Origin of the sequence: Streptomyces sp. 5-10 (assembly GCF_014712245.1) — a bacterium.
In the GTDB taxonomy this organism is placed as follows: Bacteria; Actinomycetota; Actinomycetes; order Streptomycetales; family Streptomycetaceae; genus Streptomyces; species Streptomyces violaceusniger.
Window position 1 is genome coordinate 69766 of the sequence record NZ_JACVYG010000001.1, and the last position, 16256, is coordinate 86021.

Below are 16256 nucleotides of genomic sequence, written 5' to 3' on the forward strand. Positions count from 1 at the left end.
TTCCTTATGGGGCTCGCGCCCATGCCCTCCCCCGTCTCCCTTGCCTAACCTGTGCACCTGGCCGAGCAGTCCACGGTACGGAGCAGATGATGGAGACCATCGACGGCCGCCAGTTCGCCAACCGCCACGACCTCATGGAGCACACCGGCTACACCCGGGGTCCCCTGTCCAGGATGTGGCGGGATCGCGAGGAGAACGGCCACCCGACCCCGCGCATGATCAACGGCGTCATGCACTGGGACCTGAGGGTGTGGAGCGCGTGGTTCGCCGAGCACAACCGGCAGCGGCGCGGCGACGCCGCTCGCCGCCGGGCGGGCGGACGGCTCGCGAAGTGAACCATATCCGGGCGACGTTGCGCACGAACCACGCCCGGAATACCGAAGGATGAACTATCTAGAGAAATCAGAAGTAGCGGGATTGATATTCCAGACCATGCTAGTCTCCTGACCGCATCGACAGTCGAACCGGCAGACCTCCCCTGAGGCCAACCCCGGCCGGCGAGACCCCGACCCGCGCGAAGGACCAGCGCAAAGGCATGAACGACGTACTCTCCCCGCCCCTGCACAAGGGTCGCTTCCCGTTCCAGGACGTCCCGGGCTCGAAGTCCGTCACCGCCCGCGCGCTGTTCCTGGCGGCCGCGGCACGAGGCACCACGGTGCTGCGCAGACCCCTGGTCTCGGATGACTCGACGGGGTTCGCCGAGGGACTCACCGCGCTCGGCTACCGGCTGGAGCGCGAGCCGGACCGGTGGACAGTCGAGGGCCGCGTACGGGGACCGGCGGTTGAAGAGGCGTCGGTCTTCTGCCGCGACGGCGCCACCACCGCGCGGTTCCTTCCGGCGCTGGCCGCCGCCGGCCACGGCGTCTTCCACTTCGACGCCTCCGCCCAGATGCGCCGCCGCCCTCTCGGCCCGCTCACCCGAGCACTGCGCGACCTCGGCGTCACCCTCGTCCACCGGGAGCGGGAGGGCCACCACCCGTTGACCGTCCACGCCGACGGGATCAAGGGAGGGCACGTCACCCTGGACGCCGGACTGTCCTCCCAGTTCCTCACCGCGCTGCTGCTGGTCGGCCCGCTCACCGAGCAAGGGCTCACCATCACCGTGAGCGACCTGGTCTCCGCACCGTACGTGGACATCACCATGGCGATGATGGAGTGCTTCGGGGTGCGTGTGCACCGCGACGGGGACACCTTCACGGTGCCCGCTCAGCCCTACCTGGCCACCGACTACACGATCGAGCCGGACGCCTCCACCGCCAGTTACTTCCTGGCGGCCGCCGCGCTCACCGGACGCCGTGTCACCATCCCCGGGCTCGGCTCGGGCAGCCTCCAGGGCGACCTGCGCTTCGCCCAGGTGCTCTCCCGGATGGGAGCACACGTCACGCTGGCCGAGGACCACGTGACCGTCGCCGGTGCCGACGGCGGGCGGCTGGCCGGCATCACCGTGAACATGCGCGACATCTCCGACACCATGCCCACGCTGGCCGCCATCGCGCCGTTCGCCGACGGCCCGGTCCGCATCGAGGACGTCTACAACACCCGGATCAAGGAATGCGACCGGCTCGAGGCCTGTGCCGAGAACCTGCGCGCCCTCGGGGTCCCGGTCCTGGTCGGCCGGGACTGGATCGAGATCCACCCCTCGCGGCCCCGCCCGGCACACCTCGCCTGCCGCGGCGACCACCGCATCGCCATGGCCTTCAGCATCACCGGCCTGCGCACTCCCGGCATCACCCTGGACGATCCCGGCTGCGTGAAGAAGACCTTTCCCGGCTTCCACGACACACTGAACAGCCTTCGCACCCTCTGGCTGCCGTGAGGTCCGCGCCAACCGCGCAACACACCTCGATAAGCAACGATTATCGCGAGCGCAATTCCATCTATTGGACCTCCGGAGAATGCGCGTGATCCACTCCATGAACAATCGCCGAACAGCGTTGATGGAGGAGATCCCAGATGGGAAGTACGGTCGCGCGAGGGCTGGCAGCGGCATTGCGGCGGCACGGTGTCAGCGACGTGTTCGGACAGAGTCTGCCGTCGCTGTTCTTCCTGGCCGCACCTGAAGAATCGATTCGGCAAATCGTATACCGTACCGAAAACGCGGGCGGCGCGATGGCCGACGGATACGCACGGGTGTCGGGCAAGGTCGGCGTCGTGGCCGCTCAGAACGGTCCGGCCGCGACCCTGCTCGTGCCGCCACTGGCCGAAGCCCTCAAGGCGTCGGTCCCCGTGATCGCGATCGTCCAGGAAGTCCCGCAGGCGGCCCGGAACCGCAACGCCTTCCAGGAGCTGGACCATGAGAAACTCTTCGACGCCTGCACCAAGGCGATCCACCGGATCGACGACCCCGCCAGGGTCGACGACTATGTCGACGCGGCGGTCACCGAAGCGACGTCCGGCCGCCCCGGTCCGGTCGTGCTGCTGGTCCCCAAGGACGTCCTGGCCGAGCCCGTCCCGGTCGCGTCGTCACGCCGCGCCGGCTACGGCCACTTCCCGCTGGACCGGTATCTCCCGGGCCCCGAGCAGATCAAACACGTCGCCGAGCTGCTCGCCACGGCCGAGCGGCCGCTGGTGGTCGCCGGGGGCGGCGTACACGTCTCCGGGGCCGTGCCCGAGCTGGCCGAGCTCCAGCGACTTGGGGCGCTGCCGGTGGCGACGACACCCATGGGCAAGGGATCGGTGGACGAGACCGACCCGCTGTCCGTCGGTGTGATCGGCTACGCCATGGGGAGCTACTCGGCCACCCACGACGCCCGCCCCCTGGTGGAGGACGCGGACCTGATCGTGTTCGTGGGTACGCGGACCAACGAGAACGCCACGGACGCCTGGCGTCTCTTCCCGCCCACGGCGACGTACGTCCACATCGACATGGACCCGGTCGAGGTGGGCCGCAACTACGAAGCCCTCCGCCTGGTCGGCGACGCCAAGCTCACCCTGCGCGCGATCGTCGACGAGCTGAAGTCCACCCCGCTCGACACCCGCGCGGCGGCCCGCGACCAGGTGATCGGTCGGATCGCGCGGGCCCGGGCCGGGCACGAGGAGCGTATCGAGCCCCGGGCGACGGCCGGCGGCTCACCGATCCGGCCCGAGAGGATCATGCGGGAGCTCGATGCCCTGCTGACGCCGGACACGATCGTCGTCGCCGACGCGAGCTACAGCTCCATCTGGATGTCCAACTACCTGCGCGCCCGGCGCGGCGGTCAGCGGTTCCTGTCCCCTCGCGGCCTGGCGGGGCTCGGCTGGGGAGTCCCCATGGCGATCGGCGCCAAGGCGGCGAGCCCGGACAGCCCCGTGGTCGCCGTGGTCGGTGACGGCGGGTTCGCACACTGCTGGTCCGAGCTGGAGACGGCCGTCCGGATGGACCTGCCCATCGCGGTCATCGTGCTGAACAACGCGATCCTCGGCTACCAGAAGCACTCCGAGTTGCACCAGTTCGCCGAACACACCAGTGCCATCGACATCACCCGGATCGATCACGCGGCCATCGCCACCGCGTGCGGGGCGCGAGGTGTCCGGGTCGACTCCGCGGACGATCTCGCCGGTGCGCTCCATGACGGTCTGCGCTCCCCCGCCGTCACCGTGATCGACGTGATGACCGCCGCGGACGCCTTCCCGCCGATCTCCGCCTGGGACGACGACGCCACACTGCGCGGGGTGACCGCGGGAGCCGCCCTGTGAACGCGGAGTCCTTCACCGGCTCGGAAAGGTATCTGCACCGCGCCCACCAGGTCATCCCGCGCGGGGTGAACTCCTCGCGCCGGGCCGTGCTGCGCCCCACGCCGCTGGCCTTCACCGGTGCGCGGGGCAGCCGGATCACCGACGTCGACGGCAACGAGTACGTGGACTATGTCGCCGGGTACGGTCCCATGCTGCTCGGGCACCAGCCGCCCGAGGTGGTCGAGGCCGTGCGCACGCAGCTCGCCGCCGGGGTTCTGTACGGCGGTCAGCACGAGGCGGAGGCCGAGCTGGCCGAGCGCATCGTCCGGATGGTGCCCAGCGCGGAAAGTGTCCTGCTCAACGTGACCGGGAGCGAGGCCGTGCAGGCGGCGTTGCGGATCGCCCGCGCCGCGACCGGGCGACGCAAGACGGTCAAGTTCGAGGGCCACTACCACGGGTGGATCGACCCCATGACCGCCAACGGGCCGGGCAGCCCCGTCGGAACCGGCCCGGCACCGCGTCCGGTGATCGCCGCGGACCACGATGTGGTCGGTCCCGAGATCCTGGTGTGCCCCTGGAACGACCCACAGGCCCTGGCCGGTCTGCTGGCACACCATGGTGCGGACGTCGCCGCGGTCATCATGGAGCCCGTGGCGGTCAACGGCGGCAACCTGTGGGCCGACGACGGGTATCTGGCCACCGCCCGCCGCCTGTGCGAGCGACACGGCTGCCTGCTCGTCTTCGACGAGGTCGTGACCGGCTTCCGCCTGGCACCCGGCGGGGCCCAGCAGCGCACCGGTGTGACCCCGGACCTCACCGTGCTCGCCAAGGCCCTCGGGTCCGGCTTCCCGATCAGCGCGGTGGCCGGACGCGCCGAGGTGATGCGCGTGGCCGAGCACACCATCGGGCACGCCGGAACGTACAACGGCAACGCGTTGTCGGTCGTCGCGGCCAACGCGACCCTCGATGTCCTCGAGACCGGCCAGGACTCCCTCTACCCACGTCTCGACCGTCTGACCGGGCAGCTCGCGGACGGCATCGAGCGGCTCGCCGCCCGCCACGGGGCACCGCTCCAAGCCCTGCGCGCCGGTGCGCTGATCCGTCTGCACTGGGACGCCCCCGAACCGCCGCGCGGTTACGCGGACACGCTCGTCGGTCGCACCGCACCGCTGCGCGACTTCTCCGAGCACATGGTCCGCAACGGTGTCCACGCCCGCGAGACCGGACTGTGGTACGTCTCCGCGGCCCACACCGACGACGACGTGGACAGGACCCTGGCCGCCGTCGACCGGGCACTGACCGCGGTTTCCAGCTCGCCGGCCGACCAACGCTCGGTGGCCACGACCTCCTGACCGCGTCCCGGGCCGCCGCCGCGCCAGCTCCCGTGGCAGCGGGCCCCATACCGCCGTCGCCCACCCGAGAGGCACTCATGCGATTCTCTGTCTCCGCCGACACCGGCGGCACCTTCATCGACGTCGTCGTCCGCGACGAGGACAACAACCACTATGTCGGCAAGGCGCTCACCACCCACCAGCACGTCTTCGACGGCATGCGCCAAGCCCTCGAAGGCATCGCCGACGGCCTCGGGACGACCGCGCAGGCCCTGCTGGCCCACACCGACCTGTTCCTCTACGGAACCACGCGGGCGACCAACGCGATCGTGACCCGTCGGGTGGCCAAGACCGCCCTGCTCACCACCGAGGGCTTCCCCGACATCCTGGTGCTGAAGGAGGGCGGCAAGCGGGACGTCTTCGACTACACCACCGAGTTCCCCGACCCCTACATCCCGCGGCGCAGGACGTTCGAGGTCCCGGAGCGTGTCAGCTCCGAGGCGCGGATCACCAAGCCGCTGGACGAACAGGCCGTGCGGGACATCCTGCGCCGGCTGCGCCGGGAGAACTACGAGGCAGTGGCCGTGTCCCTGCTGTGGTCGGTCGTCGAACCCGCGCATGAGCTGCGCATCGGCGAGCTCGTCGAAGAGCTCCTCCCGGGCGTCCCGTACACGCTCTCGCACCGGATCGCACCGGTCGTCCGCGAGTACCGGCGGGCCTCGGCGACCGCCATCGACGCCTCGCTCAAGCCCCTGATGCAGAACCACTTCCGCGAACTCGAATCGGACCTGCGGGCCTTCGGCTACACCGGTCAGCTCCTGGTCTCCTCGAGCATCGGCGGCGTGATGACCGTCGAGGAGATGATCGCCGCGCCGATCAACGCCGCCAAGTCCGGGCCCGCGATGGCCCCGGTAGCGGCCGTCAACTTCTCCAACGCCGAAGGCTTCGGCGGCGACACCATCGTGTGCGACACCGGTGGCACCACGTTCGACGTCGGGCTGTCGCACGACTCCGGACTGGTCTACACCCGCGAGACCTGGCTCGGTGGCGAGTGGGAAGGAGACCTGCTCGGCATCTCGTCGGTCGACATCCGCTCGATCGGCTCCGGAGGCGGGTCGATCGCCTGGGTCGACGACGGCGGACTGCTGCGAGTCGGCCCCCAGTCGGCCGGGTCCGAACCCGGTCCTGCCTGCTACGGGCGCGGCGGCACCGAGGCCACGCTCTCGGACGCCGCGTGCGTCCTGGGCTTCTTCGACCCGCACTACTTCCTGGGCGGGCGCATGGATCTGGACACCGCCGCCGCCCGTGAGGCCGTGGCCCGGGTGGCCGAGAGGCTGGGCAGGAGCGTCGAGGAGACGGCCTGGGGGATCCTGACCCGGGCGACCGACCACATGGTCAAGGCGGTCTATGACATGACCATCTCCCAGGGTCTGGATCCCAAGGAGAGCACGGTCGTGGCCGGCGGCGGGGCCGCCGGCATCAACATCATGCGGATCGCCGCCGAGCTGGGCAGCAGCCGGGTGCTCCTGCCCAAGACCGCGGGGGCCCTGTCGGCGGCGGGCATGCACTTCGCGGACATCGTCAAGGAGGAGTCCGCGCCGCTGATCACCCGCTGGTCCGCCTTCGACGCGGACGGCGTCAACACGGCGCTGACGCGTCTGCGCGACAGGCTCGCCGCCTTCGCGGGCCGGGTCGGCCTCGCCGAGGGCGACTATGTGATCGAGTACTTCACCGAGGCGCGCTACGAGGCCCAGGTGTGGGACATCGTCACCCCGGTGCCCGTGAGCGAGTTCCGCGGCGGCGAGGACATCGCTCAGCTCCGCAAGGCGTTCAACGACGAGCACGAACGCCTCTTCGCGTTCTGGGACGACACCGCGGACCTGGAGTTCATCAGCTGGAAGGCACGGCTGACCGCCGACCTGCGCACCGGTCACCCGCCGGTCCAGGCCGTGGCCCGGACCAACGGGGCCCCTTCGAAGAAACGGACCTGCTATTTCGGCCCCTCAGGACTGACTGACACTCCCGTGTACCTGCCCCAGGATCTGCGCCCGGGCCAGTACGTGCCCGGCCCCGCGATCATCCAGGAGCCGACCACCACATTGGTCGTCCATCCGGGCATGGCCACCGAGGTCAGCGGATCCGGCAACTACATCCTGCATGTGACGACTCCGGAGGGAGACGAGTGATGGTGGCCGACGACAGCACACTCGCCGTGGACAACCACGAGTTCGACCCGATCCTGACCGCCATCCTGGCCAACCGCCTGGACGGCATCGTGCGCGAGATGACCACCACCCTGCTGCGTTCGGCGCGCTCGGCGGTGATCAACAGCGGGCGCGACTTCTCGTGTGCCATCGCCACGGCCGACAACCAGCTGCTGGCCGCCGCGGAAGGTCTGCCGGTGCACATCTTCGGCGTGCAGCTACAGGCGGAGGCGATCCTGGCCGCCCACCCGGACCTGGCCGAGGGCGACGCCTACCTGGACAACAACCCCTACGGGGGAAACTCCCACGCCGCCGATCACTCCGTGCTCGTGCCCGTATTCATCGACGGTGAGCACATGTTCACCGCCGTGGCCAAGGCACATCAGGCCGATACCGGCAACTCCCTGCCCACCACCTACTTCGCCGGTGCGAAGGACGTGTACGAGGAAGGGTCACTGATCTTCCCCGCGGTCCAGGTGCAGCGGAACTACACCACCATCGACGACGTCATGCGGATGTGCATGGCCCGCATCCGCGTCCCGCGGCAGTGGCACGGCGACTTCCTCGCCTCACTCGGAGCCGCGCGGATCGCCGAGCGGCGCCTCGGGGAGCTGTGCGCGAAGTACGGCAAGGACCAGGTCAAGCGGTTCATCCGCGGCTGGTTCGACTACTCCGAAGACCTCATGCGCAAGACCATCGCACAACTGCCCGAGGCCCACCTGCACAACACCGGTGCACACGACCCGTTCCAGCCCTACCTGCCCGACGGGCTGGAGTTCCAGGTCGACATCGACATCCACCCGCGGGACGGGCGGATCCTGGTCGACCTCACCGACAACGCCCCGAACGTCGACTGCGGGCTCAACCTCACCGAGGCCACCACGCTGGCCGCCGTGTACAGCGGCATCTTCCACGGTCTGTGCGGGCAGGTGCCCAAGAACTCCGGTGCGTTCCGGCGCGTCGAGGTCCGTCTCAAGAAGGGCGCTGCCGTCGGCATCCCGGAGTTCCCCCACAGCTGCTCGGTCGCCACCACCAACGTCGCGGACCGGCTGACCAACTGCGTCGGCGCGGCCTTCGCCCAGCTCGGTGACGGCTACGGGATCGCCGAGGGTCCGGTCGGCATGGGGGTTCCGCACGCGGTGGTCTCCGGATACGACTCACGCACCGGCGAGCGCTTCGTCAACCAGCTGCTGATGGGCGCGGCCGGCGGGCCCGGCAGCGCCACCGCCGACGGCTGGCTGACCTGGAACGTGCCCAGTACGGCAGGCCTGACCTACCGGGACTCCATCGAGATCGACGAGCTCAAGATGCCGATCCAGTATCGGCACCTCCGGATGATGGCCGACTCCGGCGGCGCGGGACGTCACCGCGGCGGGTGCACCGTCGACATGGCCTTCGAGTCCAAGGAGGACGGCGTCTCGGTCATCTATCCCTGCGACGGGCAGATCGTCCCGCCCAGGGGCGTACTCGGCGGGCAGGACGGCGCCCTGGCCGCCGGCTGGATGATCGACACCGACGGCAGCGAGACCCTCCTGCCCAACAACGCGGTCGTCACCCTCGACACCGGCCAGGCCGTCCGGGGTGTGGAGTGCTCCGGTGGTGGCTACGGCGACCCGCTGGACCGCGACCCCGAGCGCGTCCTGAAGGACGTGCTCGGCCGGTGGGAGAGCATCGGCCACGCCCGCGAGGCGTATGGCGTGGTGATCACCGGCAGCGGGAGCGCCCTGTCCATCGACTGGAGCGCCACCGCCACGGTCAGAGCGGCCCTGCGCGGCCGTGCGCCGGTGTCGTCGTGACCCCTGTGCCGGGTCCGTCCCCCGACCACCCGGCTGCCCCGGCTTCGGGCCCACGACGCAGTCACCGCTTCGGCGACGAGAAGGACGAGCAATGACCGCAATCCCCTCAACCCCGCCAGGACGCTCCACCAACCGGCGTACGGTCTTCGGAGCCACCGTCGGGACGCTGACGGAATATTACGACTTCGCCATCTACGGTCTGATGGCACCGACCATCGCAAGCCAGTTCTTCCCCAAGGCCGACCCCAGGGCCGCGCTGCTGAGCACCTTCGTGGTCTTCGCCCTGGGGTTCCTGTTCCGCCCGCTGGGCGGATTCATCTTCGGCTACCTCGGCGACAAGTTCGGGCGCACAAAAGCGCTGACCTCGGCGATACTCCTGATGGCGGCGACCACGACCGCGATCGGCCTGCTTCCCACCTATGCCGGCGTGGGGCTGCTGTCCCCGGTGCTGCTGCTGGTCTGCCGATGTCTCCAGAGCGTTTCCAACGGCGGCGAGTTCGCCGGGGCCACCTCTTACCTGGCCGAATCGGCGCCGCACGGCAAGCGGGCGACATTCGTCAGCACGGTCACGGTGTCCTCCGCGATCCCGGCCGTCCTGGGCGCCATCGTCATCCTGACGATCTCCGTCCTGCTGGACGACGCCGCCTTCACCGCATGGGGCTGGCGCATCCCGTTCCTGCTGGGCGCGCCACTGGGGCTGATCGGGCTGTATGTGCGGTTGCGTCTGGCCGAGCCCGAAGTCTTCACCGAGATGAAGGCGGCGGGAGTCGCCCCCCGCAACCCGCTGCTGACCGGCCTCCGGACCCAGTGGCGCAAGATGCTCCTCGTGTTCTGCGCCGCCGCCGTCACCGCGTCGTCTTTCTACATCCTGAACTCGTACATGGTCACCTATACGGAGACGGAGTTGGGTGTCAGCCGGAACGCCTCGCTCTTCATGAACAGCACGGCCATCGTGATCTTCTGCGTGGCGGTGCTCCTCGGCGGTCGCGCGGCCGACCGATTCGGCCGCCGACCGGTCATCATGACGGGGCTGGTCGCCCTGGTCGTCCTCGGGGTGCCGGCTTTCTTGCTGATGCAGACCGGACACCTCGCCGGTGTGCTGCTCGGTCAGACCGTCTTCGGCCTGTGCACCGCACCTGTCTCGGGTGTCGTACCGGCCCTTTCGGCCGAGCTGTTCCCCACCTCGGTCCGGTACAGCTGTAATTCGATGAGCTACAACCTCGCCTACACGGTCTTCGCCGGTACCGCCCCCTTCATCGCCGCGTGGCTGGTATCCCTGACCGGCCTGCTGGTCTCCCCCGCCATCTACGCGTCCTCGATCGCACTCATCTCCGGTGTGATCGTTTTCTGTTTCCTCAAGGAGACCAGTGGCACCACCCTCGAGCAGGGTGTCGATACCGGCGAGCGTCACGGCGGCGTGCGCCCAGACGACCACAGCGACGCGGCGGTCGCCCGCGCCTCATGAAGACCTCGGCGCCTCATGAAGGCCTTGGCGCAGGCCACGCCGAGGGGAACGGGCCGGGCCGGTCAGGAGGACCGGCCCGGCCCGTTCCCGTCCGGCATGCGCCCGAGGGTGCTCTCGATGGCGGTGGCGGCGGCGCGGAGCCGCCGGGCCGCGTCATCGAGCCGGTTGATCATCCGAGATGTGGGGCCGGATACGTTGATCACGCCGACCAGCCCACCGGCCGGTGTCCGCAGCGGAACTCCCACCGAGGTCAAGCCGATCTCGACCTCTTCGCTCGCCATGCTGTACCCACGGTCACGTTCGCTCCGCAGGCGTTCGAGAACCTCCTCCAGGGTCCGGGGAGCGGACAGGCCCGATATGGGCGTCGTCAGGTCCTCCGCGACGAGCTCCGCCACGAGATCGTCGTCGGTGTCGAAGAGCAGGGCCCGGCCGGAGGCCGTGCAGTGCAGAGGTGAGCTGCGGCCCACCCATCCACCGGCCCGGAGGGACTGGTTCGACTCCTCGCGCAGTACGGTCAGCGACCGGTTGCCGCGTTGCACGGACAGCAGCGCCACTTCGCCGGTGCGTGCGACGAGCGCGCGCAGCACGGGTCTGGCCGCCCGCAGCAGCGAGCTGTCCCCGGCACCGGCGGCCAGGACCAGCATGTTCCAGCTCAGTCGGTAGCGCTTGGTCTGGCTGTCCTGCTCGACGAGACCGCCGCGGCCGAGGGCCTGGAGCATGCGGGAGACCTGGCTGCGCTCACGGCCGACGGCTCTGGCCAGGTCGCTGACGGAGTGGTCCCCGGTGGTGCCGCGACGCCCGAAGGCCAGCAGGAGTACGGCTACGCGTTCGGCTGCCGAATCCATGCCCGCCACCTTCCAACTTGTTGTTGCCACAGCAACATGCTGTCGCCGCCTTTCTATCTCACCAGCCAAGATGCCACAAGGTTGTTGCTGGGAGAGCATCATCCCTGTTCAGGCCGTATATCGGTGCCTAGGGTGACGCGCACCGCGGACGCGGTGGTGGTCGAACCCCTCTCCCCCGAAGAACGGAGCAGCTTGTGAGCACCGGTATCCATCCGGATTCGACGTGGGCGCCCCTGTACGGAGCGCAGACCGAGCTGGCCATGGACAACTTCCCGCCTCGTGGCCGCACCTTCGGTGACTTCCCGCCCCTGGTGCGCGCGTACACCCAGGTGAAGCTGGCCGCGGCACGCGCCAACCAGGCCCTGGATGTGCTGGACGAACAGCGCTGCGACGCCATCACCAAGGCGTGCCAGGAGATCCTCGACGGTGAGCACGCCGACCACTTCCCCACCGCGCTGGTGCACGGTGGCGGCGGCACCACCGCCAACATGAACGTCAACGAGGTGATCGCGGCACGCGCCGGTGAGCTGGCCGGAGCCACGGTCCATCCGAACGACCATGTGAACGCGTCCCAGTCCACCAACGACACCTATCCGACCGCCATGGCGCTCGCACTGCTGAGCCAGGTCGACGCGCCCGTGGCCGCGCTGAACCGGCTCGCGGACGCCTTGGAGTCGAAGGCGGCCGAGTTCGACACGACCCGCCGCCTGGGCCGTACGTGTCTCCAGGACGCGGTCACGCTGACCGCTGGTGACACCCACCGGGCACAGGCGGCGGCCGTCCGCCGCACCACCGGCGTTCTCGAGGCGGCCACCCACGCCCTGACCACCGTCCCGGTCGGAGCGACCGCGGTGGGTACCGGGATCGGCGCGCCCGCCCACTTCGCGGAACGCTGCGCCGAGGAACTGGCACGGCTCACCGGGCTTCCCATCAGCGCGTCCGAGAACCCCTACGACAGCCTCGCGCATTTCGATCCCTACGCCCGGATCGCCTCGGCGGGCGCGCGGGCGGCGATCACCATGGCGAAGATCGCCGCAGATGTCCGGCTGCTGTCCTCCGGGCCGCGGGGCGGGTTCGGCGAGCTGACGATTCCGGCGGTCCAGGCCGGATCCTCGATCATGCCCGCCAAGGTCAATCCGGTGATACCGGAGTATGTGATGCAGCTCAGCTATCGCGTCAGGGGAAGCGCCCACACCGTTGAATGCGCCGTCGCCGCGGGCGAACTCGAACTCAACGTCATGGAACCGGTGATCCTCGACGCCCTGAGCAACATCTTCGACGATCTGGCCGCGGCCGCCACGACCTTCACCGAACGCTGCGTCCTCGGCCTGGACTGGAACGGCCCCCACCGCGAGCGCAACCTCGCCGGGGCGCTCGACCGGTGGGTCGAGATGTCGGCGACCCGCGGCTATGAGTCGGCCACCGCTGAACTGCGAGCGGGCGGAAGCGACGGAGGAGCGGCACGATGACCACTCCCGTCTCCCCCACCCAGCCCGCGTCCATCGCCTACGACGACGCCCCGCTCACGCGTTTCCACATCAGGATCGCCGTCGCCGGCACCGGCGGACAGTTCAGCGACGGGTTCATCCTCGGCATCATCGGCATCGTCATCGCCTCGGCGGGCGACACCCTCGGTCTCACTCCGCTGTGGACCGGCGCGCTGGGCGCGGCGACGCTGACCGGCCTGTTCGTCGGTGCCATCGCCGTGGGCCCGGTCGCGGACCGGATCGGCCGCAGATCGATCTTCGGCTGGGACATGCTCTTCTTCGCCGTCCTGTCGCTCCTTCAGTTCTTCGTGCAGACACCCGGACAGCTCCTGATCCTGCGGCTGCTCCTCGGACTGGTGCTCGGCGCCGACTACGTCGTGAGCAAGTCCCTCGTCACCGAGCACTCACCGCGCAAGTTCCGCGGCCGCCTCATGAGCCTGCTGGCCGTCGCCTGGGCCGCCGGTTACGTGTTCGCGTATCTCATCGGTTTCCTCCTGACCGGGCAAGGAGACAACGCCTGGCGGTACATGCTCGCCATCAGCGCGCTCCCGGCCCTGCTCGTCTTCGGCTTCCGCCTGGGAGTGCCCGAATCCCCGCTCTGGCTCGCCAGGCACCAGCGGAACGCCGAAGCCTCCGATGTCGTCCGCCGCCACCTCGGCCCGGGTGTCCTTCCGCCCACCGCTCCCCCGCCGAGCCGGGACCGCGGCTTCACAGCCCTCTTCGGACCCGCCTACCGCAGGCGGACCGCGGTGGGCGCGCTCTTCTACGTCTGTCAGGTCATCCCCTTCTTCGCGCTCGGCACCTTCTCCTCCCAGGTGATGGAGTCCCTCGGCGTCACCAGCAAGATGGGCGCCGGTGCGCTCTACAACGTGTTCCTGCTCATCGGGGCCGTCGTCGGCCTGGTGCTGATCGACCACATCAGCCGCCGCCGGTTCCTGGTGGGAACCTTTTTCATCGGCGCGGTACTGCTCACCGCGCTCATCCTGTTCGCCGGCGCGGGCGCGTCCGCCATCGTCGTCATCGGGGTGTTCGCCGCCTTCGCCTTCCTCATGTCCGCCGCGGTGAACCTGGAGTTCGTCTATCCACCGGAGTTGTTCCCCACCGATCTGCGAGCCTCGGGCGTGGGCATCGCGACGGCCGCCAGCCGGCTCGGATCGGCCGCGAGCACCTTCCTGCTCCCGGTCGTCGAGGCGGGCCACGGCATCAACACCGCCCTCGTCGGATGTGTGGTGATCCTCCTCGTCGGCGGAGTGGTCTGCTGGGTGTGGGCACCGGAGACCAGCACGGAGTCACTGCTCGACACCGACACCGCCGCGACGTCCGGGCAGCGGCCCTCCGGGTGAGCGCGCCGGTCACCTGGCGCGGAAGAAGGGCACATCGCGGGTGGCGGCGGTCACCGGGGGCCGCCGCCGAAGACCGCCGACTCCCTGGTCCACGCGGCGGCCTGCTCGCTGAGGGAGAGGCCCAGCCCGCCGCGGTTGGGGATGACCATACGGCCGTCCCTCAGCTCGAGGCGCTCGTTGAACATCGGCTCCAGCCACTCGAAGTGCTCCACCCAGGCCGTGCGCGGATAGGCGGCGGACAGATGGACGTGGATCTCCATCACGAAGTGCGGTGCCAGGGCCCGGCCCTTGTAGTCCGCGAGCGCGGAGATCCGCAGGAACGGGGTGATGCCGCCCACCCGCGGCGCGTCGGGCTGTACGAAGTCGGAGGAGCCCGCCTCGATGAGCGCCGCGTGCTCACCGACGCTGGTCAGCATCTCACCGGTGGCCACCGGGGTGTCCAGCGTCGCCGCGAGCGCGGCGTGCCCCTCGGCGTCGTAGGCGTCGAGAGGTTCCTCGATCCAGGTGAGGTCGAACTTCTCCAGCACCCGGCCGACACGGGTGGCGGTGATCCGGTCCCACTGCTGGTTGGCGTCGACCATCAGCGGAACACCGTCACCGAGGTGTGCGCGGACCGCCTCGACCCGCTTGAGGTCGATCGACGGATCCGGTGAGCCGACCTTGAGTTTGATGCCGCCGACGCCACGGGCCCGGGCGAGGTCGATGTTCTCCAGCACCTGCTCGATCGGCATCGACAGGTAGCCGCCGCTGGTGTTGTAGACGTCCACCGCGTCGCGGTGGGCGCCCAGCAGCTTGGCCAGCGGCAGTCCGGCCCGACGCGCCTTGAGGTCCCACAGGGCGATGTCGAGGGCCGCGATGCCCTGGACGGCCACGCCGCTGCGGCCCATGGAGGCTCCGGCCCACACCAGCTTGGTCCACAGCCGGGCGATGTCGTTCGGGTCCTCGCCGATCAGCTCGGGGGCGATCTCCTTGGCGTGGGCGTAGAGGGCGGGACCACCGGCGCGCTTGGAGTAGCTGAAGCCCAGGCCCTCATGGCCGCCCTCGGTCCTGATCTCGGCGAAGAGAAAGGCGATCTCGGTGAGCGGCTTCTGGCGGCCGGTCAGCACCTTGGCGTCGCTGATGGGCGCGTGCAGCGGCAGGTGGACGAGGGAGAGGCGGACCGACTCTATGCGGTCGGTGGTGGCCTCGCCCGGCGCGGACGCCCAGGGCTTGAAGGCGACCGTCTCGCTGGGGGCAGTGCTCATTGCTTGCTCCTTGATACTCGAAACGCGGGCGCGTGAGGGTGAGTGGTGGATGGCGGTCACGGATGGCGTCGCGCGCGTACCGGGTTGACGAGTCGGCCGATGCCCTCGACCTCCGACTCCACGACGTCCCCGGGCCGCAGTGCGCGTGGCGGGTCCATGAAGTCGCCGCATCCCGAGGGGGTTCCGGTGAGGATCACGTCTCCGGGGCGCAGCGTGAAGAAGCGGCTGAGGTAGGCGATGAGCGAGCGGACGCCGAAGAGCATGTCGGCGGTGGTGCCGTCCTGCACCTGTTCGCCGTTGACCCACGTCCGCACCGCGAGCCGCTGCGGGTCCTTGATCTCGTCCGCCGTGACGACGACGGGCCCGAGCGGGCAGAAGGTGTCGAGCCCCTTGCCGCGCACCCACTGCCCGTCGTCGGCCTGGAGGTCGCGGGCCGACACATCGTTGGCGACGGTATAGCCGAAGACGACGTCGAGCGCCCTCTCCTCGGGGATGTCGCGGGCCTCGGAGCCGATGACGACGGCGAGTTCGGTCTCCCAGTCGACGCGCCGGGTGACCGCGGGGTCGAGGACGATGGGCTCCCCGGTGCCGATGGCGCTGGAGGAGAGCTTGGTGAACAGATACGGGACCTCGGGACGCGGCCATCCCATCTCGGCGATGGTGTCGCGGTAGTTGAGGCCGATGCCGAAGATCGTGCCGGGCCGGTGCGGCAGCGCGGGCACGGCCTCCTCGTCGGGGACCGTCTCGCCGCCTTCGGGGATGGGCGCGCCGGCTATGGCGTCCTCCAGGCGGAGGTGGCCGGGGGCGAGACGCCATGGGGCGCCGGGCCCTTCCGCCGTGCCGAGTGTGCGGCTGCCGTCATGGACGATGGTGCTCAGTCGCATGGA

General features: G+C 69.7%; 12 protein-coding genes. 9 read left to right on the forward strand and 3 right to left on the reverse strand.

Annotated features, from left to right (window positions below):
* The first annotated feature begins 86 nt into the window (after nucleotides 1-86).
* The 7 genes from IEJ02_RS00345 to IEJ02_RS00375 all read left to right on the forward strand — a co-directional run bounded on the left by IEJ02_RS00345 (nucleotide 87) and on the right by IEJ02_RS00375 (nucleotide 10450).
* Nucleotides 87-335: a hypothetical protein gene (locus tag IEJ02_RS00345; RefSeq protein ID WP_223863179.1), complete on the forward strand. Its 249-nt coding sequence runs from the start codon at nucleotides 87-89 to the stop codon at nucleotides 333-335.
* A gap of 200 nt (nucleotides 336-535) precedes the next feature.
* On the forward strand, nucleotides 536-1816 hold the full coding sequence (gene aroA / locus IEJ02_RS00350) for a 3-phosphoshikimate 1-carboxyvinyltransferase (RefSeq protein ID WP_191062773.1): 1281 nt from the start codon (nucleotides 536-538) through the stop codon (nucleotides 1814-1816).
* A 137-nt stretch (nucleotides 1817-1953) separates the two neighbouring features.
* On the forward strand, nucleotides 1954-3675 hold the full coding sequence (locus IEJ02_RS00355) for an acetolactate synthase catalytic subunit (protein WP_191062774.1): 1722 nt from the start codon (nucleotides 1954-1956) through the stop codon (nucleotides 3673-3675).
* The gene (locus tag IEJ02_RS00360; protein ID WP_191062775.1) at nucleotides 3672-5006 is read left to right on the forward strand and encodes an aspartate aminotransferase family protein; all 1335 of its coding nucleotides are present in this window, start codon (nucleotides 3672-3674) and stop codon (nucleotides 5004-5006) included. Before IEJ02_RS00355 ends, IEJ02_RS00360 begins: the two co-directional genes overlap by 4 nt.
* A gap of 77 nt (nucleotides 5007-5083) precedes the next feature.
* Entirely contained in the window at nucleotides 5084-7171 is a 2088-nt protein-coding gene (locus IEJ02_RS00365) for a hydantoinase/oxoprolinase family protein (RefSeq protein WP_191062776.1), read from the forward strand.
* Nucleotides 7171-8985: a hydantoinase B/oxoprolinase family protein gene (locus IEJ02_RS00370; RefSeq protein ID WP_191062777.1), complete on the forward strand. Its 1815-nt coding sequence runs from the start codon at nucleotides 7171-7173 to the stop codon at nucleotides 8983-8985. Before IEJ02_RS00365 ends, IEJ02_RS00370 begins: the two co-directional genes overlap by 1 nt.
* A 91-nt stretch (nucleotides 8986-9076) precedes the next feature.
* A complete protein-coding gene (locus tag IEJ02_RS00375; protein ID WP_191062778.1) occupies nucleotides 9077-10450 on the forward strand; it encodes an MFS transporter in 1374 nt (457 codons plus the stop codon).
* A 62-nt stretch (nucleotides 10451-10512) separates the two neighbouring features.
* On the opposite strand, the gene IEJ02_RS00380 is transcribed toward IEJ02_RS00375, so the two are convergent.
* Nucleotides 10513-11295 carry an IclR family transcriptional regulator gene (locus tag IEJ02_RS00380; protein WP_164426029.1) on the reverse strand — a complete coding sequence of 261 codons (783 nt, stop codon included), beginning with the start codon at nucleotides 11293-11295 and terminating at the stop codon, nucleotides 10513-10515.
* Nucleotides 11296-11489: 194 nt separating this feature from the next.
* Here IEJ02_RS00380 and IEJ02_RS00385 point away from each other — a divergent pair, with 194 nt between their 5' ends.
* Nucleotides 11490-12764, forward strand: coding sequence for a lyase family protein (locus tag IEJ02_RS00385; protein WP_317985684.1), 1275 nt, complete (start codon nucleotides 11490-11492; stop codon nucleotides 12762-12764).
* Nucleotides 12761-14125: an MFS transporter gene (locus tag IEJ02_RS00390; protein WP_191062779.1), complete on the forward strand. Its 1365-nt coding sequence runs from the start codon at nucleotides 12761-12763 to the stop codon at nucleotides 14123-14125. Before IEJ02_RS00385 ends, IEJ02_RS00390 begins: the two co-directional genes overlap by 4 nt.
* 50 nt (nucleotides 14126-14175) lie before the next feature.
* On the opposite strand, the gene IEJ02_RS00395 is transcribed toward IEJ02_RS00390, so the two are convergent.
* Both IEJ02_RS00395 and IEJ02_RS00400 read right to left on the reverse strand, forming a co-directional pair.
* Nucleotides 14176-15369, reverse strand: coding sequence for an L-talarate/galactarate dehydratase (locus tag IEJ02_RS00395; protein ID WP_191062780.1), 1194 nt, complete (start codon nucleotides 15367-15369; stop codon nucleotides 14176-14178).
* Between the two features lie 56 nt (nucleotides 15370-15425).
* Nucleotides 15426-16253 (reverse strand): fumarylacetoacetate hydrolase family protein, encoded by an 828-nt coding sequence (locus IEJ02_RS00400; protein ID WP_164426035.1) that lies wholly within the window; start codon nucleotides 16251-16253, stop codon nucleotides 15426-15428.
* Nucleotides 16254-16256 lie beyond the last annotated feature (3 nt).

Coding starts and splice junctions, on each gene's coding strand:
- IEJ02_RS00345 (WP_223863179.1), top strand. CDS start 87: ATGATGGAGACCATCGACGGCCGCCAGTTCGCCAACCGCCACGACCTC.
- aroA (WP_191062773.1), top strand. CDS start 536: ATGAACGACGTACTCTCCCCGCCCCTGCACAAGGGTCGCTTCCCGTTC.
- IEJ02_RS00355 (WP_191062774.1), top strand. CDS start 1,954: ATGGGAAGTACGGTCGCGCGAGGGCTGGCAGCGGCATTGCGGCGGCAC.
- IEJ02_RS00365 (WP_191062776.1), top strand. CDS start 5,084: ATGCGATTCTCTGTCTCCGCCGACACCGGCGGCACCTTCATCGACGTC.
- IEJ02_RS00370 (WP_191062777.1), top strand. CDS start 7,171: ATGGTGGCCGACGACAGCACACTCGCCGTGGACAACCACGAGTTCGAC.
- IEJ02_RS00375 (WP_191062778.1), top strand. CDS start 9,077: ATGACCGCAATCCCCTCAACCCCGCCAGGACGCTCCACCAACCGGCGT.
- IEJ02_RS00380 (WP_164426029.1), bottom strand. CDS start 11,295: ATGGATTCGGCAGCCGAACGCGTAGCCGTACTCCTGCTGGCCTTCGGG.
- IEJ02_RS00390 (WP_191062779.1), top strand. CDS start 12,761: ATGACCACTCCCGTCTCCCCCACCCAGCCCGCGTCCATCGCCTACGAC.
- IEJ02_RS00395 (WP_191062780.1), bottom strand. CDS start 15,369: ATGAGCACTGCCCCCAGCGAGACGGTCGCCTTCAAGCCCTGGGCGTCC.
- IEJ02_RS00400 (WP_164426035.1), bottom strand. CDS start 16,253: ATGCGACTGAGCACCATCGTCCATGACGGCAGCCGCACACTCGGCACG.